At 72.5% G+C, this 23,933-nt stretch carries 18 protein-coding genes; 6 read left to right on the top strand and 12 right to left on the bottom strand.

Annotated features, from left to right (window positions below; all coding sequences use genetic code 11):
- The first annotated feature begins 323 nt into the window (after positions 1-323).
- The gene (locus J5Y05_RS17265; protein WP_210873348.1) at positions 324-1,109 is read left to right on the top strand and encodes a protein phosphatase 2C domain-containing protein; all 786 of its coding nucleotides are present in this window, start codon (positions 324-326) and stop codon (positions 1,107-1,109) included.
- Between the two features lie 40 nt (positions 1,110-1,149).
- On the opposite strand, the gene J5Y05_RS17270 is transcribed toward J5Y05_RS17265, so the two are convergent.
- Together J5Y05_RS17270 and lon are read right to left on the bottom strand one after the other, a co-directional pair.
- On the bottom strand, positions 1,150-1,644 hold the full coding sequence (locus J5Y05_RS17270) for a MarR family winged helix-turn-helix transcriptional regulator (protein WP_210873350.1): 495 nt from the start codon (positions 1,642-1,644) through the stop codon (positions 1,150-1,152).
- Between the two features lie 276 nt (positions 1,645-1,920).
- On the bottom strand, positions 1,921-4,344 hold the full coding sequence (lon, locus tag J5Y05_RS17275) for an endopeptidase La (protein ID WP_210873352.1): 2,424 nt from the start codon (positions 4,342-4,344) through the stop codon (positions 1,921-1,923).
- Positions 4,345-4,621: 277 nt separating this feature from the next.
- On the opposite strand from lon, the gene J5Y05_RS17280 reads away from it, so the two are divergent.
- The 4 genes from J5Y05_RS17280 to J5Y05_RS17295 all read left to right on the top strand — a co-directional run bounded on the left by J5Y05_RS17280 (position 4,622) and on the right by J5Y05_RS17295 (position 11,360).
- Positions 4,622-5,308, top strand: a complete 687-nt coding sequence (locus J5Y05_RS17280) for a spermidine synthase family protein (protein WP_210873354.1) — start codon at positions 4,622-4,624, stop codon at positions 5,306-5,308.
- A gap of 112 nt (positions 5,309-5,420) precedes the next feature.
- The gene (locus tag J5Y05_RS17285) at positions 5,421-6,158 is read left to right on the top strand and encodes a response regulator transcription factor (RefSeq protein ID WP_030421008.1); all 738 of its coding nucleotides are present in this window, start codon (positions 5,421-5,423) and stop codon (positions 6,156-6,158) included.
- On the top strand, positions 6,155-7,264 hold the full coding sequence (locus J5Y05_RS17290) for a HAMP domain-containing sensor histidine kinase (protein WP_210873356.1): 1,110 nt from the start codon (positions 6,155-6,157) through the stop codon (positions 7,262-7,264). Before J5Y05_RS17285 ends, J5Y05_RS17290 begins: the two co-directional genes overlap by 4 nt.
- A gap of 280 nt (positions 7,265-7,544) precedes the next feature.
- Entirely contained in the window at positions 7,545-11,360 is a 3,816-nt protein-coding gene (locus J5Y05_RS17295; protein ID WP_210873358.1) for a multifunctional oxoglutarate decarboxylase/oxoglutarate dehydrogenase thiamine pyrophosphate-binding subunit/dihydrolipoyllysine-residue succinyltransferase subunit, read from the top strand.
- A gap of 130 nt (positions 11,361-11,490) precedes the next feature.
- Here J5Y05_RS17295 and J5Y05_RS17300 read toward each other — a convergent pair whose 3' ends face one another.
- From J5Y05_RS17300 to J5Y05_RS31900, 9 genes are read right to left on the bottom strand one after another with little or no spacing between them, the layout of a single operon-like run.
- Positions 11,491-12,342, bottom strand: a complete 852-nt coding sequence (locus J5Y05_RS17300) for an IclR family transcriptional regulator (RefSeq protein ID WP_210873359.1) — start codon at positions 12,340-12,342, stop codon at positions 11,491-11,493.
- A complete protein-coding gene (locus J5Y05_RS17305) occupies positions 12,339-13,184 on the bottom strand; it encodes an amidohydrolase family protein (RefSeq protein ID WP_210873782.1) in 846 nt (281 codons plus the stop codon). Before J5Y05_RS17305 ends, J5Y05_RS17300 begins: the two co-directional genes overlap by 4 nt.
- 47 nt (positions 13,185-13,231) lie before the next feature.
- A complete protein-coding gene (locus J5Y05_RS17310) occupies positions 13,232-15,229 on the bottom strand; it encodes an acetoacetate--CoA ligase (protein ID WP_210873361.1) in 1,998 nt (665 codons plus the stop codon).
- Entirely contained in the window at positions 15,216-16,361 is a 1,146-nt protein-coding gene (locus J5Y05_RS17315; protein WP_210873363.1) for a PEP/pyruvate-binding domain-containing protein, read from the bottom strand. The genes J5Y05_RS17310 and J5Y05_RS17315 overlap by 14 nt, the downstream gene beginning before the upstream one ends.
- Positions 16,358-18,187, bottom strand: a complete 1,830-nt coding sequence (locus J5Y05_RS17320) for a PEP-utilizing enzyme (RefSeq protein WP_210873365.1) — start codon at positions 18,185-18,187, stop codon at positions 16,358-16,360. The genes J5Y05_RS17315 and J5Y05_RS17320 overlap by 4 nt, the downstream gene beginning before the upstream one ends.
- On the bottom strand, positions 18,184-19,041 hold the full coding sequence (locus J5Y05_RS17325; protein WP_210873367.1) for an HAD-IIA family hydrolase: 858 nt from the start codon (positions 19,039-19,041) through the stop codon (positions 18,184-18,186). Before J5Y05_RS17325 ends, J5Y05_RS17320 begins: the two co-directional genes overlap by 4 nt.
- Positions 19,038-20,504: a hydroxymethylglutaryl-CoA lyase-like TIM-barrel protein gene (locus tag J5Y05_RS17330; protein WP_210873369.1), complete on the bottom strand. Its 1,467-nt coding sequence runs from the start codon at positions 20,502-20,504 to the stop codon at positions 19,038-19,040. The genes J5Y05_RS17325 and J5Y05_RS17330 overlap by 4 nt, the downstream gene beginning before the upstream one ends.
- Positions 20,501-21,853, bottom strand: a complete 1,353-nt coding sequence (locus tag J5Y05_RS17335; protein WP_210873371.1) for an acetyl-CoA carboxylase biotin carboxylase subunit — start codon at positions 21,851-21,853, stop codon at positions 20,501-20,503. The genes J5Y05_RS17330 and J5Y05_RS17335 overlap by 4 nt, the downstream gene beginning before the upstream one ends.
- Positions 21,850-22,413 (bottom strand): acetyl-CoA carboxylase biotin carboxyl carrier protein, encoded by a 564-nt coding sequence (locus J5Y05_RS31900; RefSeq protein ID WP_307853964.1) that lies wholly within the window; start codon positions 22,411-22,413, stop codon positions 21,850-21,852. The genes J5Y05_RS17335 and J5Y05_RS31900 overlap by 4 nt, the downstream gene beginning before the upstream one ends.
- A gap of 212 nt (positions 22,414-22,625) precedes the next feature.
- On the opposite strand from J5Y05_RS31900, the gene J5Y05_RS17345 reads away from it, so the two are divergent.
- Entirely contained in the window at positions 22,626-22,805 is a 180-nt protein-coding gene (locus J5Y05_RS17345; RefSeq protein ID WP_003992906.1) for a DUF6104 family protein, read from the top strand.
- Positions 22,806-22,872: 67 nt separating this feature from the next.
- Here the strand turns inward: J5Y05_RS17345 and J5Y05_RS17350 are convergent, their stop codons facing one another.
- The gene (locus J5Y05_RS17350) at positions 22,873-23,838 is read right to left on the bottom strand and encodes a hypothetical protein (protein ID WP_247614808.1); all 966 of its coding nucleotides are present in this window, start codon (positions 23,836-23,838) and stop codon (positions 22,873-22,875) included.
- Positions 23,839-23,933: the final 95 nt, after the last annotated feature.

The raw sequence follows: 23,933 nt of genomic DNA on the forward strand, positions 1-23,933 counted from the left end.
ACCGCGTGAGCAGGGCAGGCCCCCCACCGGTTCCCGACCCTCCCAGTGAGGGTGGGCGGTGGGCGCGCATCACCTGACCCGCCACCCGAAGGAGTGAACCCCGGAGGGGAGTTGGTGAGCAAGTTCCCGGTGGCTCGTGCGACCGTACCGCTCCGTGAGCCGGTTGGACGTCTGCGGCGGGCGGTGGCACTATGTGCCGCCACCGGTCCGTGGAGCGCGGCAATCCGTCCCAAATCCGGCGCCCCGCACGGGTGGCCGGGCCGATCGCGGGGCGGATGCCGACCTTTTGCGGACTCTGTGAAGGGGTCGTGCAGACTGGCCGGATGCGCACGGAAATCGTCTCCGAACCCGGCCTCCCCGACCGCCCCAACGAGGACTTCGCCAGTGTCGGGCTACCGGCCTCGGGACAGGGCGGCGCGCTCGTCGTGCTGGACGGCGTGACACCGCCGCGAACCGGGACGGGGTGTCTGCATTCCGTGCCCTGGTTCACCGCGCGCCTCGGTGGCGCGCTGACCGAACTGACCGTTTCACTCCCGGATGTTCCCCTCGCCGGCATCCTGTCCCGTGCCCTCGCCCGTACCTCCGCGGCCCACGCGGAAACCTGTGACCTTTCTCACCCACGGACCCCGCAGGCCACCGTGGTCCTGGCCCGCTGGTCGCCGGCGGCGGTCGAATACCTGGTGCTCTCGGACTCCGCGCTGCTGGTCGAGGCGCCGGACGGCACCGTCACGGCGCTGCTCGACGACCGGCTGGAGAAGCTGCCGCGCGGCGCGCTGGCCTCGGAGGCGGTGGTGGACGGCACCTATCGCAACAAGGAGGGCGGCTTCTTCACGGCCGCGGCCGACCCGGCGGTCGCCCGGCGGGCGGTGGCGGGGGTGCTGCGCCGGTCGGAGGTGCGGGCGCTGGCGGCGCTGACGGACGGGGCGACGCGCTGGGTGGAGACCTTCCGGGAGGGCGACTGGCCGGACTGCCTCGCGGTGGTGCGCGAGGAAGGCGCGCGGGCCCTGGTCGACCGGGTCCGCTGGCTCGAACGCGCCGACACCGGCCGCAGGTTCCTCGGCCGCGCCAAGCGGCACGACGACGCGACGGTCGTCTACACGGAGCTGTGAGCGCGCGCCGGGCGGCGGACCGCCCGGCCGGGACGCCCGGTCAGCGGCCCACGCTGCGGTTGAGTTCGTGGAGCAGGCGGGCCAGTTCCGTCACCTCGCGCGGGTCCCAGTCGGCGAGCCGGCGGGCGTAGCGGGCGCGGCGGGCCTCGCGCACCCTGCCGACCCGGTCCCGGCCCTCCGGGGTGAGCGTGACCAGCCAGGCGCGGCCGTCGGCGGGGTCGGGTTCGCGGGCGACGAGCCCCAGCTCCTCCAGGGCCCGGAGCTGACGGGACATCGTCGCCTTGCCGACGCCGATGTACGCGGCCAGCTCGGTGGCGCGCTGGCCGCCGCACTCGCCGAGCCGGACCAGCAGCCCGTAGGCCGAGGGTTCCAGGTCGGGGTGGACCTCCCGGGCCATCTCGCCCTGGCTGGCCCGCGCCCGGCGCAGCAGGAGCGTCAACTCCCGTTCCAGCGCCAGGAACCCGGGCTGGTCCACACCGTTGGCGGGCTCCTCGGACCCGGCCTCGCGGCCCTCGCAGTTCCCCACTTCGCGCACGTCAGTCCCTTGCCTCGTTTTCCCGGGGCGGAAACTCTCCGCCATCGGCGGCCATCGCCGCAGCTCGGCAAGTATTTCGCAGGCTCGGGCCATCGGCAGCCGCGAGCACCCGCCGGCGGCCCCGCCGGCTCGCCCCGGCGGCCCCCTGTGGATCTCCCGGTACGCCCCGACGCCGGGCGCCCCCGCCTGCGGCGGCCCGTACGACGAGGGCCCGTACGACGAGGGCCCGTACCCTCTTCCGGGGGCCGGGCCCTCGCCTCCTTCCGGCCGCGTCCGTCACGCCGCGACCGGAACCTCCGGCACCGCGCCGTCCGTGGCCGGCGCCAGCGCCAGCTCCAGGACCTGGCGGACGTCCGTGACGGCGTGCACGTCGAGGGTGTCCAGCACCTCGGCGGGGACGTCGTCCAGGTCGGGCTCGTTGCGCTTGGGGATGATCACCGTGGTGACGCCCGCCCGGTGCGCCGCGAGCAGCTTCTGCTTCACCCCGCCGACCGGCAGCACCCGCCCGGTCAGCGAGACCTCGCCGGTCATCGCCACGTCGGTGCGGACCAGCCGGCCCGAGAGCAGCGAGGCGAGGGCGGTGGTCATGGTGATGCCCGCGCTCGGACCGTCCTTGGGCACCGCGCCCGCCGGGAAGTGGATGTGCGCGCCCCGGTCCTTCAGGTCGGCCACCGGCAGCTCCAGTTCGGCGCCGTGGCTGCGCAGGAAGCTCAGCGCGATCTGCGCCGACTCCTTCATCACGTCGCCGAGCTGACCGGTGAGCGTCAGCCCCGCGGCCCCGGTCTCCGGGTCGGCGAGGGACGCCTCCACGAAGAGCACGTCGCCGCCGGCGCCGGTGACGGCGAGGCCGGTGGCCACGCCCGGCACGGAGGTGCGCCGCTCGGCCGGGTCCTGGGCGGACTCGGGCACGTGGTGCGGCCGGCCGATCAGAGCGCGCAGCTCGCCCTCGGCGACGGTGAACGGCAGCTCCCGCTCGCCCAGTTCGTGCTGGGCCGCCACCTTGCGCAGCAGCCGTGCGATGGACCGCTCCAGGTTGCGCACGCCGGCCTCGCGCGTGTACTCGCCCGCCAGCCTGCGCAGCGCCTCCTCCTCGATGCGCACCTCGTCGGCCGCCAGCCCGGCCCGCTCCAGTTGGCGCGGGAGCAGGTGGTCGCGGGCGATGACGACCTTCTCGTCCTCGGTGTAGCCGTCCAGGCGGACCAGCTCCATCCGGTCGAGCAGGGCCTCCGGGATCGCTTCGAGGACGTTGGCGGTGGCCAGGAAGACCACGTCGGAGAGGTCCAGCTCGACCTCCAGGTAGTGGTCCCGGAACGTGTGGTTCTGGGCCGGGTCGAGGACTTCGAGCAGGGCCGCGGCCGGGTCGCCGCGGAAGTCGGAGCCGACCTTGTCGATCTCGTCGAGCAGGACGACCGGGTTCATCGAGCCGGCCTCCTTGACCGCCCGGACGATCCGGCCGGGCAGGGCGCCGACGTAGGTGCGCCGGTGGCCGCGGATCTCCGCCTCGTCGCGGACGCCGCCGAGGGCGACCCGTACGAAGGAACGGCCCATGGCGTGGGCCACGGACTCGCCGAGGCTGGTCTTGCCGACGCCGGGCGGTCCGACCAGGGCGAGGACGGCGCCCCCGCGCCGCCCGCCGACGACGCCGAGGCCCCGGTCGCCGCGCCGCTTGCGCACGGCCAGGTACTCGGTGATCCGCTCCTTGACGTCGTCCAGCCCGAAGTGCTCGGCGTCGAGGACCGCGCGGGCGCCGCGGATGTCGTAGGCGTCCTCGGTCCGCTCGTTCCACGGCATCTCCAGGACGGTGTCGAGCCAGGTCCTGATCCAGGAGCCCTCCGGGGACTGGTCGGAGGAGCGCTCCAGCTTGTCGACCTCCTTGAGCGCGGCCTCGCGGACCGTCTCGGGCAGGTCGGCGGCCTCGACGCGGGTGCGGTAGTCGTCGGACTCCTCGCCGCCCGGGTCGCCGTCGAGTTCGCGCAGTTCCTTGCGGACCGCTTCGAGCTGGCGGCGAAGCAGGAACTCGCGCTGCTGCTTGTCGACGCCCTCCTGGACGTCCTTGGCGATGGTCTCGGCGACGTCCTGTTCGGCGAGGTGGTCGCGCAGGTGCCGGGTGGCGAGCCGCAGCCGGGCCACCGGGTCGGCGGTCTCCAGCAGTTCGATCTTCTGCCCGGTGGTGAGGAAGGGCGAGTAGCCGGAGTTGTCGGCGAGCGCGGAGACGTCGTCGATGGCCTGCACGCGGTCCACCACCTGCCAGGCGCCGCGCTTGCGCAGCCAGGCGGTGGCGAGCGCCTTGTACTCGGTGACGAGTTCGGCGGCGTGTCCGGGCAGGGGGTCGGGCAGTTCCTCCTCCACCCGGGTGGACTCGACCCACAGGGCGGCGCCGGGGCCGGTGGTGCCGGCGCCGATGCGCACCCGGTGCCGGCCGCGGACCAGGGCGCCCGGGTCTCCGTCGGCGAGGCGGCCCACCTGCTCGACCGTGCCGAGGACGCCGGTGTGGGCGTAGGTCCCGTCGACCCTCGGCACCAGCAGGACGCGGGGCTTCCCGGGCTCGGACCGGGCGGCGGCCTGGGCGGCCTCCACCGCGGCGCGCACCTCGGCGTCGCTCAGGTCCAGGGGGACGACCATCCCGGGCAGCACGACGTCGTCGTCGACCGGCAGCACGGGCAGGGTGAGCGGTGTGAAGGCAGTGGACTCAGCAGCCATGATCTCCCCTTCGGCAGTCAAGTTGAGTTATGCCGACTCAATGCACGAGAGGCGGTGATTGTTCCCGGGCCCGGAGGGTGTTCGCCGGCAGCGATCACGGGCCGCCCGGACCCCACGGGAACCCGTTACGGGGCCTTTGGTCCGAGTTCCTCCCGATCCCCCCAAGTGGAGGTGCCTCTATCAGTCGCTCCACCCGACCGGCAAATCCGTATGACCATTCCGTATGACTATGAGGAGCACCGGTGGAGGGGCGTCCATTCCCTGCCAGGATGGAGCGATGCCCTTCACCTCCGACTCCTACGAGCCTCCCGAAGTACTGGACCGCCGTGAGGGCCCGCACGGCGAGGTCGTCCTGCGCCGCCACGGGGCACTGCTCCAGATCATCGCCAACGGCTGCTTCCTGATGGACACCTCCGACGGACGCTCGGAGCGGCGGCTCGTCGACGCGGCGGCCGAGGCGCTCGGCGCGAGGAGCGCGCCGCATCTGCTCATCGGCGGGCTCGGTGTCGGATTCTCGCTCGCACACGCCGCCGCCGACCCCCGCTGGGGCCGCATCGCGGTGGTCGAGCGCGAGCGGGCCATCGTCGACTGGCACCACGGCGGACCCCTCTCCGCCGTCTCCGAGGCCGCCCTCGCCGACCCGCGCGCGGAGATCGTCGAGGCCGATCTGGTGGACCACCTGCGTGAGACGTGCGCCACGTACGACGCGCTCTGCCTCGATATCGACAACGGCCCCGACTGGACCGTCACGGAGGGCAACGACGGGCTGTACACGCCGGCCGGACTGGCCGACTGCGCCCGGGTGTTGAGGCCGGGCGGGGTGCTCGCCGTATGGTCGGCGCGACCCTCCCCGGATTTCGAAGAAACCTTGCGTAATGCCGGGTTCCGGCAGGTGCGTACCGAAGAGATCCCCGTTGCCCGGGGCGTTCCGGACGTCGTCCACCTCGCCGTCGGGCCTGGATAGAAAAGCCGCGGTGACTCCCCGTACGCTGCTTCCCTGGCGCGGCTTCGACCGCGTCGGACGCAGTCATGGGATCACCCCACGGATTCCGGAAAGCACACCTCAGGGGCGGGCGATGGAGCAGACACACACCTCCCACAACGGCACGGCGACGGCTCAGGGCGCTCAGCGCCGGGTGCTCGTGGTCGAGGACGACCAGACGATCGTGGACGCCATCGCGACCCGTCTGCGCGCCGAGGGTTTCCTGGTGCAAACGGCGGGTGACGGTCCGTCCGCCGTCGACACGGCCGAGGCGTGGCAGCCCGACCTGCTGATCCTCGACATCATGCTGCCCGGTTTCGACGGCCTGGAGGTGTGCCGTCGGGTGCAGGCCCAGCGCCCGGTGCCGGTGCTGATGCTCACGGCCCGTGACGACGAGACGGACATGCTGGTCGGGCTCGGCGTCGGCGCCGACGACTACATGACCAAGCCCTTCTCCATGCGCGAGCTGGCGGCCCGGGTCCACGTCCTGCTGCGCCGCGTGGAGCGGGCGGCGCTGGCCGCGACGACGCCGCGCAGCGGCATCCTGCGCCTGGGCGAGCTGGAGATCGACCACGCCCAGCGCCGGGTGCGGGTGCGCGGCGAGGACGTCCACCTGACGCCGACCGAGTTCGACCTGCTGGTGTGCCTGGCCAACACCCCGCGTGCCGTGCTCTCCCGGGAGCAGTTGCTGGCCGAGGTGTGGGACTGGGCGGACGCCTCGGGCACCCGCACCGTGGACAGCCACATCAAGGCGCTGCGCCGCAAGATCGGCGCCGAGCGCATCCGTACCGTGCACGGCGTGGGCTACGCCCTGGAGACGCCGGCGCCATGAGCCGGGGGCGGGAGGCCGCACGGAGGAGCCCCGGGGAACCCTGGGGCGGCGTACGCCCGTTCTCGATCAAGACCAAGCTGGGCGCTCTGGTCGTCACGTCGGTGCTGATCACCACCGGTCTCTCGGTGATCGCCGTGCACACCAAGACGGAGCTGCGCTTCATCACGGTCTTCTCGATGATCGCCACGCTGCTGATCACGCAGTTCGTGGCGCACTCGCTGACCGCGCCGCTGGACGAGATGAACGCGGTGGCCCGGTCCATCTCGCACGGCGACTACACCCGCCGGGTGCACGAGAACCGCCGTGACGAACTGGGCGACCTCGCCGTCACCATCAACCGGATGGCGGACGACCTGGAGGCCGAGGACCTCCAGCGCAAGGAGCTGGTGGCGAACGTCTCGCACGAACTGCGCACGCCCATCGCGGGCCTGCGCGCGGTGCTGGAGAACATCGTCGACGGGGTCACGGAGGCCGATCCGGAGACCATGCGGACGGCGCTGCGCCAGACGGAGCGGCTCGGCCGGCTGGTGGAGACGCTGCTCGACCTCTCCCGGCTGGACAACGGCGTCGTCCCGCTGCGCAAGCGGCGCTTCGAGGTGTGGCCCTATCTGTCGGGCGTGCTGAAGGAGGCCAACATGGTGGCCTCGGCGCGCGCCGCCATCGCCTCCGGTTCCGGCAGCCACACCCGCACCGACGTGCACCTGGCCCTGGACGTCTTCCCCTCCGACCTGACGGCGCACGCGGACCCCGAGCGCATCCACCAGGTGGTGGCCAACCTCATCGACAACGCCGTGAAGCACAGCCCGCCGCACGGCCGGGTGACCGTCCGGGCCCGGCGCGGGGCCCAGCCCGAGTCGCTCGAACTGGAGGTCATGGACGAGGGTCCGGGCATCCCGCGCTCGGAGTGGCGCCGGGTCTTCGAGCGGTTCAACCGGGGGTCGGTATCCCGGCCGCACGGTCCGGGCAGCGACGGCGGCACCGGGCTGGGCCTGGCGATCGCGCGCTGGGCGGTGGATCTGCACGGCGGCCGGATCGGTGTGGCCGAATCCGAACGGGGCTGCCGGATTCTCATCACTCTTCCGGGAGTCTCGTCCTCAACAGGTTGACGTAGGGTTCGCAGCGGAACATCAAGATCCACGAACATTCGCGCTGGCGGACACGTGTGATCAGGTCCAGGCCCGCGCCGTCGGGGCGCCGGGCCGCGCTTTCGCCTTCCCCCGCGCAAGGGAACCACGCTTGTTTCCCGCCATTTCCCGCACCGAAACGCGGTCTGAGGTGTGACTTACGCGACGATGAACGGCCTGGCCTGACCTTCGGGGCCGGGGAGGCGTAGCCTTGATTTCCGCTGTCCACCATCTTGTGAAGCGGAAGAGGGCGGTTCTCGCCGTGTCGCCACAGTCCCCCAGTAACTCGAGCATCTCCACCGAAACCGACCAAGCGGGGAAGAACCCCGCGGCGGCTTTCGGTGCCAACGAGTGGCTCGTCGACGAGATCTATCAGCAGTACCTCCAGGACCCGAACTCCGTGGATCGTGCCTGGTGGGACTTCTTCGCCGACTACAAGCCGGGGGCGGCAGCCGCCCAGGCCGCGTCGGGCGTCGCCACCGCCGGCGCCGACGGCGCACGGCAGGCCGCGCCGGCCACCCCGGCGCAGGCTCCCGCCCCGGCCGCCGCGGCACCCGCGGCCCCGCCGCGGCCCGCCCCCGTGAAGCCGGCGCAGCCCGCCCCCGCGGCACCCGCCGCTCCGGCGGCACCGCCCGCCGCGCCCGCCGCGAAGCCGGCCCCCAAGCCCGCCGCCAAGGCGCCGGCGAAGGCCGAGCCCGCCACGGCGCCCGAGGGCCCCGAGTTCGTGACGCTGCGCGGTCCGTCCGCCGCGGTCGTGAAGAACATGAACGCCTCGCTGGAGCTGCCCACGGCCACGTCCGTGCGCGCGGTCCCGGTGAAGCTGCTCTTCGACAACCGCATCGTCATCAACAACCACCTCAAGCGCGCCCGGGGCGGGAAGATCTCCTTCACGCACCTGATCGGCTACGCGATGGTGCAGGCCATCAAGGCCATGCCGGCGATGAACCACTCCTTCGGCGAGAAGGACGGCAAGCCGACGCTGGTCAAGCCGGCGCACGTCAACCTCGGCCTCGCCATCGACCTCGTCAAGCCCAACGGCGACCGCCAGCTCGTCGTCGCGGCCATCAAGAAGGCCGAGACGCTGAACTTCTTCGAGTTCTGGCAGGCCTACGAGGACATCGTCCGCCGCGCCCGCGACGGCAAGCTGACGATGGACGACTTCACCGGCGTCACGGTCTCCCTGACCAACCCCGGCGGCCTCGGCACCGTCCACTCCGTGCCGCGCCTGATGCCCGGCCAGTCCGTCATCATGGGCGTCGGCTCCATGGACTACCCGGCGGAGTTCCAGGGCACCAGCCAGGACACCCTGAACAAGCTCGGCATCTCGAAGGTCATGACCCTGACGTCGACCTACGACCACCGGGTCATCCAGGGCGCCGCCTCCGGCGAGTTCCTGCGCCAGGTCGCCAACCTCCTGCTCGGCGAGAACGGCTTCTACGACGAGATCTTCGAGGCGCTGCGCATCCCCTACGAGCCGGTCCGCTGGCTCAAGGACATCGACGCCAGCCACGACGACGACGTCACCAAGGCCGCCCGCGTCTTCGAGCTGATCCACTCCTACCGGGTCCGCGGCCACGTCATGGCCGACACCGACCCGCTGGAGTACCAGCAGCGCAAGCACCCCGACCTGGACATCACCGAACACGGCCTCACCCTGTGGGACCTGGAGCGCGAGTTCGCCGTCGGCGGTTTCGCCGGCAAGGTGATGATGAAGCTGCGCGACATCCTCGGCGTGCTGCGCGACTCGTACTGCCGCACCACCGGCATCGAGTTCATGCACATCCAGGACCCGAAGCAGCGCAAGTGGATCCAGGACCGCGTGGAGCGCTCGCACTCCAGCCTGGAGCGCGAGGAGCAGCTCCGCATCCTGCGCCGCCTCAACGCGGCCGAGGCGTTCGAGACCTTCCTCCAGACCAAGTACGTCGGCCAGAAGCGTTTCTCCCTGGAGGGCGGCGAGTCCGTCATCCCGCTGCTGGACGCCGTGCTGGACTCGGCCGCCGAGTCCCGGCTGGACGAGGTCGTCATCGGCATGGCCCACCGCGGCCGGCTCAACGTGCTGGCCAACGTGGTCGGCAAGTCGTACGCGCAGATCTTCCGCGAGTTCGAGGGCAACCTCGACCCGAAGTCGATGCACGGCTCCGGCGACGTCAAGTACCACCTGGGCGCCGAGGGCACCTTCACCGGCCTGGACGGCGACCAGATCAGCGTCTCGCTGGTGGCCAACCCCTCGCACCTGGAGGCGGTGGACCCGGTCCTGGAGGGCGTCGCGCGCGCCAAGCAGGACATCATCAACAAGGGCGGCACGGACTTCACCGTCCTGCCGGTGGCGATCCACGGCGACGCGGCCTTCGCGGGCCAGGGCGTGGTGGCCGAGACCCTGAACATGTCCCAGCTCCGCGGCTACCGCACCGGCGGCACCGTCCACATCGTCATCAACAACCAGGTCGGCTTCACCGCCGCGCCCGAGTCCTCGCGCTCCTCCATGTACGCGACGGACGTGGCCCGGATGATCGAGGCCCCGATCTTCCACGTGAACGGCGACGACCCGGAGGCCGTCGTGCGCGTCGCGCGGCTCGCCTTCGAGTTCCGCCAGGCGTTCAACAAGGACGTGGTGATCGACCTCATCTGCTACCGCCGCCGCGGTCACAACGAGTCGGACAACCCGGCCTTCACCCAGCCGCTGATGTACGACCTGATCGACAAGAAGCGCTCGGTGCGCAAGCTGTACACCGAGTCCCTCATCGGTCGCGGCGACATCACCCTGGAGGAGGCCGAGCAGGCGCTCCAGGACTACCAGGGGCAACTGGAGAAGGTCTTCACCGAGGTCCGCGAGGCCACCTCGCAGCCCTCCTCGGTGGAGTCCACCGACCCGCAGGCCGAGTTCCCGGTCGCCGTGACCACCGCGGTCAGCAGCGAGGTCGTCAAGCGGATCGCCGAGTCGCAGGTCAACGTCCCCGACCACATCACCGTCCACCCGCGGCTGCTCCCGCAGCTCCAGCGCCGGGCGGCGATGGTCGAGGACGGCACCATCGACTGGGGCATGGGCGAGACCCTCGCCATCGGCTCCCTGCTGCTGGAGGGCGTGCCGGTCCGCCTGGCCGGCCAGGACTCCCAGCGCGGCACCTTCGGCCAGCGGCACGCGGTCATCATCGACCGCAACACCGGCCAGGACCACACGCCGCTGCTGTACCTGTCCGAGGACCAGGCCCGCCTGAACGTCTACAACTCGCTGCTCTCCGAGTACGCGGCGATGGGCTTCGAGTACGGCTACTCGCTGGCCCGCCCGGACGCGCTCGTCATGTGGGAGGCCCAGTTCGGCGACTTCGTCAACGGCGCGCAGACCGTCGTGGACGAGTTCGTCTCCTCGGCCGAGCAGAAGTGGAACCAGACCAGCGGCGTCGTGCTGCTGCTGCCGCACGGCTACGAGGGCCAGGGCCCGGACCACTCGTCCGCCCGCCCGGAGCGCTTCCTCCAGCTCTGCGCGCAGAACAACATGACGGTCGCCATGCCGACCCTGCCGTCGAACTACTTCCACCTCCTGCGCTGGCAGGTGCACAACCCGCACCACAAGCCGCTGGTGGTCTTCACCCCGAAGTCGATGCTGCGCCTGAAGGCGGCGGCCTCGAAGGCGGAGGAGTTCACGACGGGTCAGTTCCGCCCGGTCATCGGCGACGAGTCGGTGGACCCGGCCGCGGTCCGCAAGGTCGTCTTCACCGCCGGCAAGGTCTACTACGACCTCGACGCCGAGCGGAAGAAGCGCGGCGTGACGGACACGGCGATCATCCGCATCGAGCGCCTGTACCCGCTGCCGGGTGCCGAGCTCCAGGCGGAGATCGCCAAGTACCCGAACGCCGAGAAGTACCTGTGGGCCCAGGAGGAGCCGGCGAACCAGGGTGCCTGGCCGTTCATCGCGCTCAACCTGATCGACCACCTGGACCTGGCGGTCGGCGCCGACGTCCCGCACGGCGAGCGCCTGCGTCGCATCTCGCGTCCGCACGGCTCGTCCCCGGCCGTCGGTTCCGCCAAGCGGCACCAGGCCGAGCAGGAGCAGCTCGTGCGCGAGGTGTTCGAGGCGTGAGCCGCTGAGCCCAGTGCCCGCCGGGGCCCCGTTCCGAGCCACCCGCCCGGAACGGGGCCCCGGCCGTTTCCGGGCGGGCGGCCCCACGGACGCGGGCCGCGCCGGCGTACGGCACCCGCGCCCGCGGTGGCTACAGGGTCGGGAGACCGCCGTCCGCGGAGGGGGTGCCGGGCGCCGTCGGGCCGGTGCCGGGGTCGGTCCGCGGTGACGGGGGCGGGGCGGTACGGCGCAGGCGCTCGGTGGTCTCGGCCACCACGTCGGCGAGCGCGGCGAGGCAGGTGTCGATGTGGTCGCGGGTGAAGCGGGCGGAGGGGACGGCGACGGTGAGCGCGGCGACGGGCTGGCCGAGCATGTCGCCGACGGCCATCCCGACGCCGCTCACCCCCTGTTCCGTCTCCTCGTCGTTGCGGCCGTAGCCCTGCTGCCGTACCCGGACCAACTGCCGTTTCAGGGTGGCCAGGTCGTTCACCCTGGCGGTGGGCCACGGGGGCAGCCCCGTCTGGTAGAGGCGGTCGAGGGCGGCGTTGCTCATCGCGGCGAGGAGGGCCTTGCCGCCGGCCGAGCAGTGGGCGGGCATCTTCTCGCCGGTCCGGACGCCGACCCGCAGCGGGTGCTCGCTCTCGATCCCGTCGACGAAGCGGATGCTGCGCCGTTCGAGCACCATGAGCTGGACGGTCTCGCTCGTCCGCTCGTGCAGGGTCTCCAGGGACGAGTGCGCCAGGGCCCGTACGGAGCCGACCGTCAGGGGCCGCGCCGACGCGGGGACGAGGGCGGGTCCGAGGCGGTAGCGGCGGTCGCGCCCCTGGACCGCGTAGCCCCGGTACACCAGGGACGAGAGCAGGCGGTAGGCGGTGGACACGACGACGCCCAGCCGCTGGGCGGCGTCGGTGGCGCTCAGCTCGGTGCCGTCGTGGAGGATGGTCAGCAACCGCAGCGCGCGGTCGACCGACTCGATCGGCGGCAGGGCGGGCGGTTCGCTCATCGGGTCCTCCCGAGGCCGAGGAGCCGTACGGCGTTCCCCTTGAGGATCTTGTGCCGGACCGGCTCGGGGATCTCCAGCTTCCCGAAGTCGGAGAGCCACCGGCCGGGCATGAGCACCGGCAGGTCGGAGCCGAAGAGCACCTTGTCCTGGAGCAGCGTCCTCGCCTGCCGGACCAGTTGGGGCGGGAAGTACTTCGGCGACCAGCCCGACAGGTCGAGGTGGACGTTGGCCTTGTGGGTGGCCATCGAGAGGGACGAGTCGACCCAGGGGACCGACGGGTGCGCGAGCACGATGTCCAGGCGCGGGAAGTCGGCGGCGACGTCGTCGACCAGCATCGGGTCGGAGTACCGGAGCTTGATGCCCCGCCCCCCGGGCAGTCCGGCGCCGATGCCGGTCTGCCCGGTGTGGAAGAGGGCGATGACGCCGAGTTCCTCCAGCGCCTCCCACAGGGGGTAGTGGGCCCGGTCGGACGGGTCGAACGCCTGGAGACTGGGGTGGAACTTGAACCCCCGTACGCCGTACGCCTCGACGAGGTTCCGGGCCCGTTTCACCGCCTCCCGCCCGTGGTGGGGGTCGACGGAGCCGAAGGGGATGAGCACGTCGGCGTGGTCGGCGCAGCGCTCGGCGATCTCCTCGCTGGACAGGGCGGGCCGGCCGAGGAACGTGGTGGCGTCGACGGTGAAGACGACGGCGGCCATGCGGAGTTCGCGGTAGACGGCCGCGATCCGCTCCAGGGTGGGGGTGCGTTCCTGGTCGCCGCGGAAGTACTGGGCGGAGGCGTCCAGCAGTTCCTGGTCGAGGGCGAAGTGGCCGTGGCCGTCGGTCTCGATGTGGGCGTGCATGTCGAGCGCCGTGATGGCGTCGACGTCGACGCGCGGTTCGTACCGGGTCACCGTCCCGCTCCCCTCGTGGCGAAGAAGGCCAGCGCGCCGGCGTCGTCGACGGCGTCGGGATCGAGCACCGCCTCGGCGGGTCTGCCGCTCAGGATGCGCTTGATGGGCAGCTCCAGCTTCTTGCCGGTGCGGGTGTGCGGGATGGCGGGGGCCGCCACGATCTCGTCGGGCGTGTGCCGCGGCGAGAGCTGGGTGCGGATGGCGCCGCGGACGCGTCCGAGGAGCGCGTCGTCGAGGACGGCCCCGGGGACGAGGGTGACGAAGAGGAGCAGTCGGCCCGGACCGCCGTCGGGTCCTTCCAGGTGGACGACGAGGCTGTCGGCGATCTCGGGCATCGCCTCCACGACCCGGTAGTACTCGGCGGTGCCGAGGCGCACTCCCCCGCGGTTCAGGGTCGCGTCGGAGCGGCCGGTGATGACGCAGCTCCCGGTCTCGCTGAAGCGGACCCAGTCGCCGTGGCGCCACACGCCGGGGTAGACGTCGAAGTACGCGGCACGGTAGCCGCTGCCGTCGGCGTCGCCCCAGAGGCCGACCGGCATGGACGGCATCGGCGCGGTGATGACCAGTTCGCCCAGCTCGCCCACGACGGGCTTGCCGTCCTCGTCGAAGGCGTACGCCTCCACCCCGAGGCTGCGGCCCGACATCTCGCCGAGCCAGACCGGCTGGAGCGGGCTGCCCTGCACGATCCCGGAGCAGACGTCGGTGCCGCCGCTGCCGACGTTGAGCAGGACGCGGTCGCCGAACTGCTCGTGCACGTACCGGTACCCCTCCGGCGGCAGCGGGCTGCCGACGACGCCGAGCTGGTGGAGCGTGCCGAGGTCGAACTCCTCGGCCGGCCGCCGTCCCTCCCGGCGGCACCGCATGAGCAGGCCGGCGCTGACGCCCATCACGGTCGGCCGCGTCCGTTCGGCCAGCCGCCACTGCGTGGCCACGTCGGGGTGGGCGATGTCGCCGTCGATCATCACGATGCTCGCGCGCACCAGCAGGGTCGAGACGAGCGCGTTCCACATCATCCACGCGGTCGTCGTGAACCAGAGCAGCCGGTCGCCGGTGCCGAGGTCCCAGTGCAGGGCGTGGTTCTTCAGGTGCTCCAGCAGCAGGCCGCCGTGGCCGTGCACGATGGGCTTGGGCCGGCCGGTCGTCCCGGAGGTGAACAGCACCGAGACGGGGTGGTCGAAGGGGACCGCCTCGAAGGCCATCGGCTCCGCCGGGTCGAGGGGCCGGTCGAGCAGTTCCTCCCAGGTCACCGCCTCCTCGATCGCCTGGTCCAGGTAGGGCACGTGCACGAGGTGCTCGACCGAGGGCAGCCCGGCACGGATCGCCCGTACCTCGGCGACCCGGTCGACGCGCTTGTCGCCGTACACGTAGCCGTCGACGACGAGGAGCACCTTCGGCTCGATCTGCCCGAACCGGTCCAGCACCCCGGTGGCGCCGAACTCGGGGGCGCAACTGGCCCAGACCGCGCCGAGGCTGACGGTGGCCAGGTAGGCGATCATCGTCTCCGGGATGTTGGGCAGGTACGCCGCGACCCGGTCGCCCCGCCCGACGCCGAGCGCCTTCAGGCCGGCCTGGGCCCGCCGTACCCGCTCGCGCACCTGGCCGAAGGTCAGCTCCACGTCGGCGCGGGTCTGGGAGACGGCGACGACGGCCGTCTCGTCGTCGAGGTCGTGGTGGCGCAGCATGTGCTCGGCCAGGTTGAGGGTGGCGCCCTCGAACCAGGTGGCCCCCGGCATCTCCCGGGAGGAGAGCACCCGTTCGTACGGGGTGGACGAGGTGACCTCGAAGTACTCCCAGATGCTGCCCCAGAACGCCTCCAGGTCGGTCACCGACCACTCCCACAGGGCGTCGTAGGTCGGGAAGACGAGCCCTCGCTCCCGTTCCAGCCAGTCGAGATAGCGGCCGATCCGGGAGTGCTCGCGGATGTCGGCGGACGGCTCGGTGAGCAGGCGGGGCGGGTCCGGGCGGGTGATGGTGGCATCCTCAGCCGTGGTCATGGCCCGCCTCCCCGTGCGTGTGTCCCGGCGCGGTCTCGGGGCCGGCGGCGTCGGTGGCGGCGGCGGCGGCCGAACGGATGCCGCCGGTGATCCAGGACATCAGTCCCGCTCCCTGCTCGAACTTCGGGGCGCGGTGTCTGCCGCTCCACACCGTCTCGGGACGGCATTGCAGGAGCAGCAGGTTCTCTCCGTCGGGGAGGTCCTCGTCGACGGCGAACTCGATGTCCTGCGGGGCGTGGTGCCGCTTCTCGACGGTCTTGGCCAGCGCCGCGAGGGCGAGGGCCTCCTCGTCGCTCAGGCAGAACTCCCGCAGGCGCGGCTCCTCCACCGGGACCGCGCCGGTGCCGTCGCGGTATTCGACGCGCTTGGCGCCGAGCACCTTCTCCCGCAGGCTGAGGCCGACCTTGCCGACGATGAAGCGGTCGGGGGTGACCTCGCCGCCGACGACGGCCAGGCCGAGGCCCCAACTGGACTCCAGCACGATGCGGGAGCGGTCGCCGGTGATCGGGTCGAGGGTGAACATGACGCCGGCGGCGCGGGCACGGACCACCTTCTGGACGACCACGGCCATCTCCACGCCGGCCAGGTCGATGCCGCGTTCGAGGGCGTAGCGCAGCACGCGGCCCGCGAACACGCTGGTGTAGCAGCGGTGGACGTGGATCAGGACGTCGTCGACGCCGGTGATGTCGACCCAGGTCTCGAACTCGCCGGCGAAGCTGTCGGCGGCGGAGTCCTCGGCGGTGGCGCTGGACCGTACGGCGACCGCGAGGTCGGGCACGCCGAGGTGGCCGCAGAGGGCGCGGTAGGCCGCCGAGATCTCGTCCACGAGGTGCTCGGGCAGCGGCTGCGCGGCGAGCAGCTCCGCCAGTTCGGCGGAGACCCGCTCCACCGAGCCGGCGTCGCCGAGGTCGACCCGGGCGAGCAGCCCGGCGAGTCTCTTACGCAGGTCCCCGGCGGCGAGGAACTCCCGGTAGGCGCCGGCGGAGACCGTGAACCCCGGCGGGACCGGCAGCCCCGCCTGGGTCATCTCCGCCAGGCCCTTGCCCTTGCCGCCGACCTCGCGGGCGTCGAGGCAGCCCGGGTCGGAGAAGGGCAGGGTGAAGGTGGTGCGGGTCATCACGGGCGCGCTCACCGGGGGTCCTCCAGTACGGTCACGGTGCCGGTGTCGCCGTCGACGCGGACGCGCTGGCCGGTCTTGAGGTTGGCGGTGGCGAAGCCCGTGCCGACCACGGCCGGGACGCCGTACTCGCGGCACACGATGGCGGCGTGGCTCATCATGCCGCCGATGTCGGTGACGACCCCGGAGACCGACGAGAAGGCGGCGGCCCAGGACGGGGCGGTGATCGGGGCGACCAGGATCTCGCCGGGCCGGAGCAGCGCGAGGTCCTTCTCGGTGCGCAGCACCCGGACGGGGCCCTCGGCGACGCCGGGGCCGCCGGGGATGCCGGTGAGCGTCGAGGCGGTGCCGTCCGAGGCACCCAGCCACTCCTTGATCCGGTCGGTGGTCACGCCGTAGTTCATGACCGCGAAGGGGTCGGTGACCTCCTCCGGCGGGATGCCGTAGGCGGGCGGGGCGGTCCGGGCCTGGAGGGCGGCGACGATCGGGCGGCGCCGGGCGATGACGTCGGCCCACTTCTTCCTGCCGCGGATCTCCACCCCGATCGCCCAGGACTGCACGATGTCGGCGAGGACCTGGTCGAGTTCGAAGCGGTTGAGGTAGAAGACGTCGTCGCGCGCGTCGGCGAAACCGGCGGAGACGAGGAAGTCGCCCAGTTCCCACGCCTTCTGCCAGAAGACGGTGTGGGTCCAGTGCTCCACGTAGATGTTGTGCTCCTCGATGAAGGGGAACACCTTGCGGGCCAGGCCGAGCAGTTCGTCGAACTGGGTCCGCTCCGCGGGGCTGAGCAGATCGCGGTACTCGGCGACGATCTCGTCGCGTTCACGGGCGAGCCGCTCGACGGGGCGGGTGATGTCCTCGCCGGCCTGGATGCGGACGGCGTACCGGGCGATGCCCTGGAGCGGGATGGCGGGGTTGGAGTTCCAGGTGTCCTGGTCGTGGGTGAAGCCGTACTCCGCGAAGTAGTCGAACCACGGGTCCCGGGCGGCCTCGTACGCCTGGAGCCACTCCGGTCCGTTCTCGTGCCCGGCGAGGGCGGCGAACGTCTCGTCGGCCGTGCCGGGGCCGGCCAGGAGGCCGACGAGTCCGAGGTCGACGGCGAGCCGGGCCAGCCCTCGCAGTTCGTCGTCGGGCCGGAAGGCGAGGACGTCGATGCCGGCGACCAGGCGGGCGACCTCCTGCTCGGTGATCTGCGGGAATGCCTGTCTGCAGAACTGGAAGAAGACGATGTAGCCGCCGTAGCCGAGGTTGAGGAACTCGAAGTGGTACTGCCAGACGAGGAAGAACTCGTCGATGAGCCGGTGGTAGTTGGTGATGATGTCCCACGAGGTCGAGCGGCCCCGGGCCTCGGTGACGACCTCGGGCGGGTCCAGTTCGCCCAGCGGCGGGAAGCTGATCGTCTTCATGCGGGCGACCGCCTCGGTCACCTTGGTCTTCCACCGGGCATACAGCTCGTCCCAGTTGGCGTAGTAGTGGCCGGCCCGCTCCTGGAAGAGCGCCGCGCGCCGCTCGATCTCGGCGGGGTCGGTGACCGGGATGCCGGCGATGTAGACGTAGCCGTTCTGGACGCGGACGTCGAGGCCGAGCGAGGTGGGCAGCACGAAGATGCGGGTGCTGTTCTGGCCGGCGCCGAGGTAGACCGCCTCGGCGCCGATGCTGTCGAACGGGTGGACGCCGCGCGACCAGTGCATCGTGTCGGCGAACCAGAGCCGGGAGTCCTCCCAGTCACGGGTCTCCTCGCGGGGGAGCAGGTAGTAGGGGTACATCGACTCCCAGCCCTCGGCGCCCTCCGGTGCCGGGGTCTCGTGGAAGAAGGGGAAGCGCGAAACCTCTCCGCTCATGACACGACTCCTTGCTGTGACTCGTGGTGGGAAAGCCCGAGGTGGCGGTGGAGTTCCCCGACGTCGTCGAAGACGAGGTCGGGCCGTTCGTCTCCGGTCATGCCGGCGAGACCGGCGGGGGTGACGGCGCCGCTGAGCACCATCACCGACAGTGCTCCCATGTGGCGGGCGAGGCCGGTCTCGGCCGGCGAGTCGCCGACGACCGCGACCTGCTCGGGCGGCAGCCCCAGTCGCCGCAGCAGTGACCCGGCCAGGACCGCGGACGGCTTGCCGCCCACCGTCGGGCGGCTCCCGGTGGCCCAGGTGATGCTCGCCGCGATCGCTCCGGAGACGGCCAGCGACCGGCCGAGCCCGCCGTGGAACCAAGGGGTCTCGACGGTGGTGTAGAACGCCGCGCCCGCGTCGACCGCGAGGGCGGCGGCGCTGAGGCCGGCGGCGGTGTACGAGGGGGCCGCGCCGACCACGACCACGTCGGCGGGCACGGGGTCGTCGGCCGAGGCCGCCGTGATGCCGAGGTCGCGCAGGGGCACGGTGATCCCCTCGTCGCCGACGGCGAGGACGCGGGCGCCCGGGTGGTGGGCGTGGATGTGCTCGACGGTCGCGCTGCCGGCGGTGACGAACGCGTCGGTCTCGACCGGCAGTCCGATCGCGCGCAGGTGGTCGGCGTAGGTGCCGGGGGCCTTCTCCGAGGCGTTGGTGCACACGATCACGCGGTGTCCGGCGGCCTTGACCGCCCTCAGCAGCTCCGCCGCCCCGGGGATCGCGGTGCCGCCGCGCCCGCCGGCCCGGGTGGTGCGGACCAGGCAGCCGTCGACGTCCAGGACCCAGCCGCGTATCGGCTCCAGTGAGGTCACGAGGCCGCCTCCGATGCTCTTTCGAGGGTGAACTTCGTGGTGCCGCTGCTGACCGCGAGGCTCAGGCCGGGGCGCTCGCCCGCGGTCCGCAGCAGCCCCTTGAGGACGGCGACCGGCGAGTCCCGCCGCGCGGCGACCATCGCGTCGACCTGCTCGCCGGGCATGACCGCCCGCAGCAGCAGCTCCTCCTCGCCGAGGCCCTGGCCGAAGCGGCGCCGCAGGTCGGCGACGGTCACCTCCTCCCGGCCGTCGGAGGCGGGGAGCCGGCCCCGCCGGGTCGACAGGGCCTTGTCCAGGAGGTTCTGGTCGACCTCGCCCGGCAGCGGTCCGAAGTCGCCGCGCAGCAGATCGACGACCTCGTCGCCGATCTGCCGGTACCGCTCGCCCGTGATCACGTTCAGGGTCGCCTGGGTGACGATGTACTGGGCGAACGGGGTCATCACGATCGGCCAGCCCAGGTCGCGGCGGACGCCGACCGACTCCTCGATGACGGCGTCGAACAGCTCCGGGCGGCCCAGTTCGCGCAGTTGGCGGGCGAGCGTCGACTGGACGCCGCCGGGGATGGTGTGGCGGTAGTACGCCTCGTCGTACTCCAGCGGCACGCCGGCCGGCAGGCGCTTGGTCCTCGCCTGCCGCCCGAGGTACGCCGAGGCCCGCCGCATCGCCTCGACGTCGACGTCGACCCGGTGCCCGCGGGCCCGCAGGTTGGCGGCCAACTGGGGGCCGGCCGGGTGGGAGGTGCCGTTGGCCAGCGGCGGCAGGGCGCAGTGCAGGGTGGTCATGCCCAGGTCGGCGGCGGTCAGGAGGGTCAGCGGCGCGAGTCCCGTGGTGGCGTGGCTGTGGATCTCGTCCAGGCGCAGCCTGCCCAGGGCCGACCGCAGGCGGGGCAGGAGCGACCGCAGCCGCTCGGGGGTGAGCAGGCCGGCGGGGTCCTTCAGGTAGACGCTGTCGATCGCGGCGCACGCGTCGAGTTCGGCGATCTTGGCGGCGTAGTAGTCGTCGGTGTGGACCGGGCTGGTCGTGTAGCAGATCCCGGCGACCACGTCGGTGAACCCGACGCGCTTGGCCATCTCGGCCATCCGCTTGGCGCCCTCCATGTCGTGCATGGGGTCGACCACCCACAGCCGGCTGACGCCGTTGCGGACCAGGAGGGTGAAGGCGAGTTCGAAGAGGGCCTCGGGGGTGCGGTAGAAGGTGATGAATCGTTTCCCCGTGGTCAGGAACGCCAGGGGCGTGCGGGGCATCAGCCGCTTGGCGGCCCGCAGCGTCTCCCAGGGGTCCTCCCGGTGGAAGCGCACGGAGGTGGCGAGCAGTGTGCTGCTGGCCACCTCGATCGCCCGGTAGCCGACCCGGTCGAGGTCGGGGGCCATGGCCTCGACCATGCGCCGGGTGATGCCGACCGCCCCCCACAGGCTCTGGTTGCCGTCGCGGATGGTGACGTCGACGAGGCTCACGTCGCTCATGCGGTCTCCCTGGTGAGGATCGTGTCGGCGAGCCAGTGCGTGGTGACCGAGTCGTCGGCGAAGTCGGGGTGGGCGACGATCCGGGCGAGCAGGTCGCGGGAGGTGACGAGGCCGTCGATCCCGAAGCCGGCCAGCGCCTGTTCCATGCGCGTCCGGGCCGCGTCGCGGTCGGGGCCCCAGGCGATCAGCTTCGCCATCAGGGCGTCGTAGTAGGGCGGGAAGTCGTAGCCCTGGTAGATGTGGGAGTCCAGGCGGATGCCGCCGCCCACCGGCGGACGCCAGCGCGTGACCGGGCCGGGGCTGGGCAGCAGTCCGCGGGCGGGGTCCTGGGCGGTGATACGGCATTCGATGGCGTGGCCGGTGACCGTGACGTCCTCCTGGGCGAACGAGAGCGGTTCGCCGAGGGCGACGAGGATCTGCTCACGGACGAGGTCGATGCCGGTCACCTGCTCCGTGACCGGGTGCTCGACCTGAAGGCGGGGGTTGACCTCCAGGAAGGCGACCTCGCGGCGTGCCACGTCGTACAGGAACTCCACGGTGCCCAGGCCGACGTACTCCAGTTCGCGGGCGATGGCGAGGGCGCTGGTGGTGAGCACGTCGCGGGTGGGCTGGTCGAGGACGGCGCACGGCGACTCCTCGACGACCTTCTGGTACCGGTACTGCACCGAGCACTCCCGCTCGCCCAGGTGGACCTGCCGGCCGTGCCGGTCGCCGAGGACCTGGACCTCGATGTGCTTGGCGTCGGCGACGTAGCGCTCCAGGAAGACGGTGCCGTCGCCGAAGGCGGTCTCGGCCTCGGACGAGGCCAGCGACCACGCCTCCGCCAGGCCCTCGGGCGTGGTGACCAGCTTCATCCCGCGTCCGCCGCCGCCGTGGGCCGCCTTGACCAGGACCGGGAAGCCGACCTCGGCGCCGAGCCGCTCGACCTCCTCCAGACAGGAGGCGGTGCCGCCCGGCGAGACCGGGACGCCGAGGCGGGTCGCCATGGCGCGGGCGCTCAGCTTGTCGCCCAGCGCCTCCAGCGCCTCGGGGGAGGGACCGATGAAGACGATGCCGTCGCCGGCGCAGGCGCGGGCGAGGTCGGCGCGCTCGGAGAGGAAGCCGTAGCCGGGGTGGAGCGCCGTGCACCCGGTGGCGATCGCCGCGTGGACCACGCTGTCGACCGAGAGGTAGCTGTCCCGGGACTGCGGGCCGCCGAGGACGACGGTCCGGGTCGCGCGCCGGGCGCCCAGCGTCGCCGTGTCGGCCCGCGAGACGCCGAGCACCGTCTCGAAGCCGAGCCGGTCGCACGCCTCGATGACGCGTACGGCGATCTCGCCGCGGTTGGCGATGAAGATCCGGTGGGTCACGGCAGCCGCCGGACGACGAAGAGCGGCTGGTCGAACTCGACCAGCTCGGCGTCGGGGACGAGAATCCGGGAGACCTCACCGGCCACGCCCGCGGTCACGGAGTTCATCAGCTTCATCACCTCGACGATGCACAGCGCCGAGTCCGCTTCCACCCTGTCGCCGACCTCGACGAAGGGCGGCTCCCCCGGCTTCGGGGAGCGGTAGAGGGTGCCGAGCAGCGGGGCGCGCACGACGACCTCGTCGGCGGCGAGCCGGCTCTCGTCGAAGGCCGCCGGGCCCGGGGTGGGGGCGGTGGGGGTGAGGGTGCGGGGTGCGGGGGGTGCGGGGGGTGCCGCTTGCGCGGGGGTGGGCGGTGCGGGTGGCGCCGCCGGCGCCTGGGCGGCCGACGGGGCGGCCGTGGCCTCCGGCGGCGCGGGTGTCGCGTGGGCGGCGGGGTCGATCGGCAGGCCACCCCGGCTGACCGCGATCCGCAGGTCCCCCTTCTCGAAGCGGAACTGGGTGAACTCGGTGTTGTCGAGCAGCTCGATGATCGCCGCAAGCTCCTCGAGGTCAATGTCCACGAATCGCGCGCCTTTCGTGCTCCACGTCACACGCTGCGTGTGATGTGCAGACCATCGTGGAGACACATTGCGGGGAGCGCAATGCATTGGTCCAACTTTCCGCCTGACGCAAACTGGCCTGGTCATGACAGGCGGAGGCCCGCGCGGAGCCGGGCGCCGGATAGCCTGGGGCCGTTCGTGAACACCCCACCTACCCCCCTGCGGAGCACCCCGTGTACTTCACCGACCGCGGCATCGAGGAGCTGGAAAAGCGGCGCGGCGAGGAGGAGGTCACCTTCGAGTGGCTCGCCGAGCAGTTGCGCACCTTCGTCGACCTCAACCCGGACTTCGAGGTCCCGGTGGAGCGCCTGGCGACCTGGCTCGCCCGGCTCGACGACGAGGACGACGAGTAACGGCGGTCGGCGGCGCGGCACTTGCGCCGGGGCCAGGCTCCCGGACCGGTGAGCGTGAGGCGGGCGGTCAGGACCGCGGGGGCCGCCGGGGTACGAGACCGTAGGCCAGGCCGAGTGCGCCGTGGGCGGTGAGCAGAAGGCCGGCGGCGATCCAGCCGCCACCGCGCCGCCGTACGCCCCAGGCCGTGAGCGGCAGCCCCGCCACCACCTGGGCGAGGGCCAGCGCGCGGGCCCCCGGGCCGCCCACCCAGGGCATCCACGGGGCGATCGGCCCGACGTCGGCGACCGCGTAGGGACGGGCCGCCCCGGTCCGCCGGGCCCCGGCGAGGGCCTTGGCCGCCGCCCGGAGCCGGTCCGCGGGCTCCCCGGGGGCCAGCGCGGCGGGCAGCGCGATCCCCGCGCGGCCGAGGACGGCCAGCAGCCCGCGCAGCCGGGCCGGGGCGTCGGCCTCCGGGTCCGGCGCGGTCAGCCGGTCCAGCGCCTGTACGTCCAGGACCGGATCGAGGCCCAGGCGGGCGGCGAAGGTGCGCATCGCCTCGTCCTCCCCGGCCGGGATGCCGTTGGCGAGCCACACGTAACCGACCGGCCGGCGGAAGCCGGAGGCGAGCACGAACCCGGCACGGTCGGCGTCCCACCACAGGGCGAGCACCGGCCAGGGGGCGCCGACCCCGAGCGCGACGGCCCAGCCGGTGAGGACCCGGTCGACGGGTTCGCCGCCGATCCGCCAGGGGCCGCCCTCCGGTACGAGGACACTCCACCCGGGGCCGGCCGCGGCCAGCGGCATCGGCTCGCCGAGCAGCGGGGCGACGGCGGCGACCGCCTCCGGCTCCGCCCGGCACAGCAGCAGCGCGCCCGCGTCGTCGTCGGCGGCGGCGTCGGCGGCGTTGGCGGCGTTGGGCGGCTTCGCCGCGGCGCGGTCGGCCGGGGAGGCGGACGAGTGGCCGGACGTGTGACCGGTGGGGCGACTGGAGCGGCCGGTGGGGCGGCTGGAGCGGCCGGTGGAGCGGCCGGGGCGGGGCTCTTCCGTCGACATGCTCACAAGCTAGGCCAATCCCGTACACCCGGCCGAGCGTTGATCACCAGAACGGGTGTCTTGACTTCCCGGGACCGCGATATATCGTGAGAAGG

The organism is Streptomyces tagetis (genome assembly GCF_018069565.1).
GTDB classification, from domain to species: domain Bacteria; phylum Actinomycetota; class Actinomycetes; order Streptomycetales; family Streptomycetaceae; genus Streptomyces; species Streptomyces tagetis.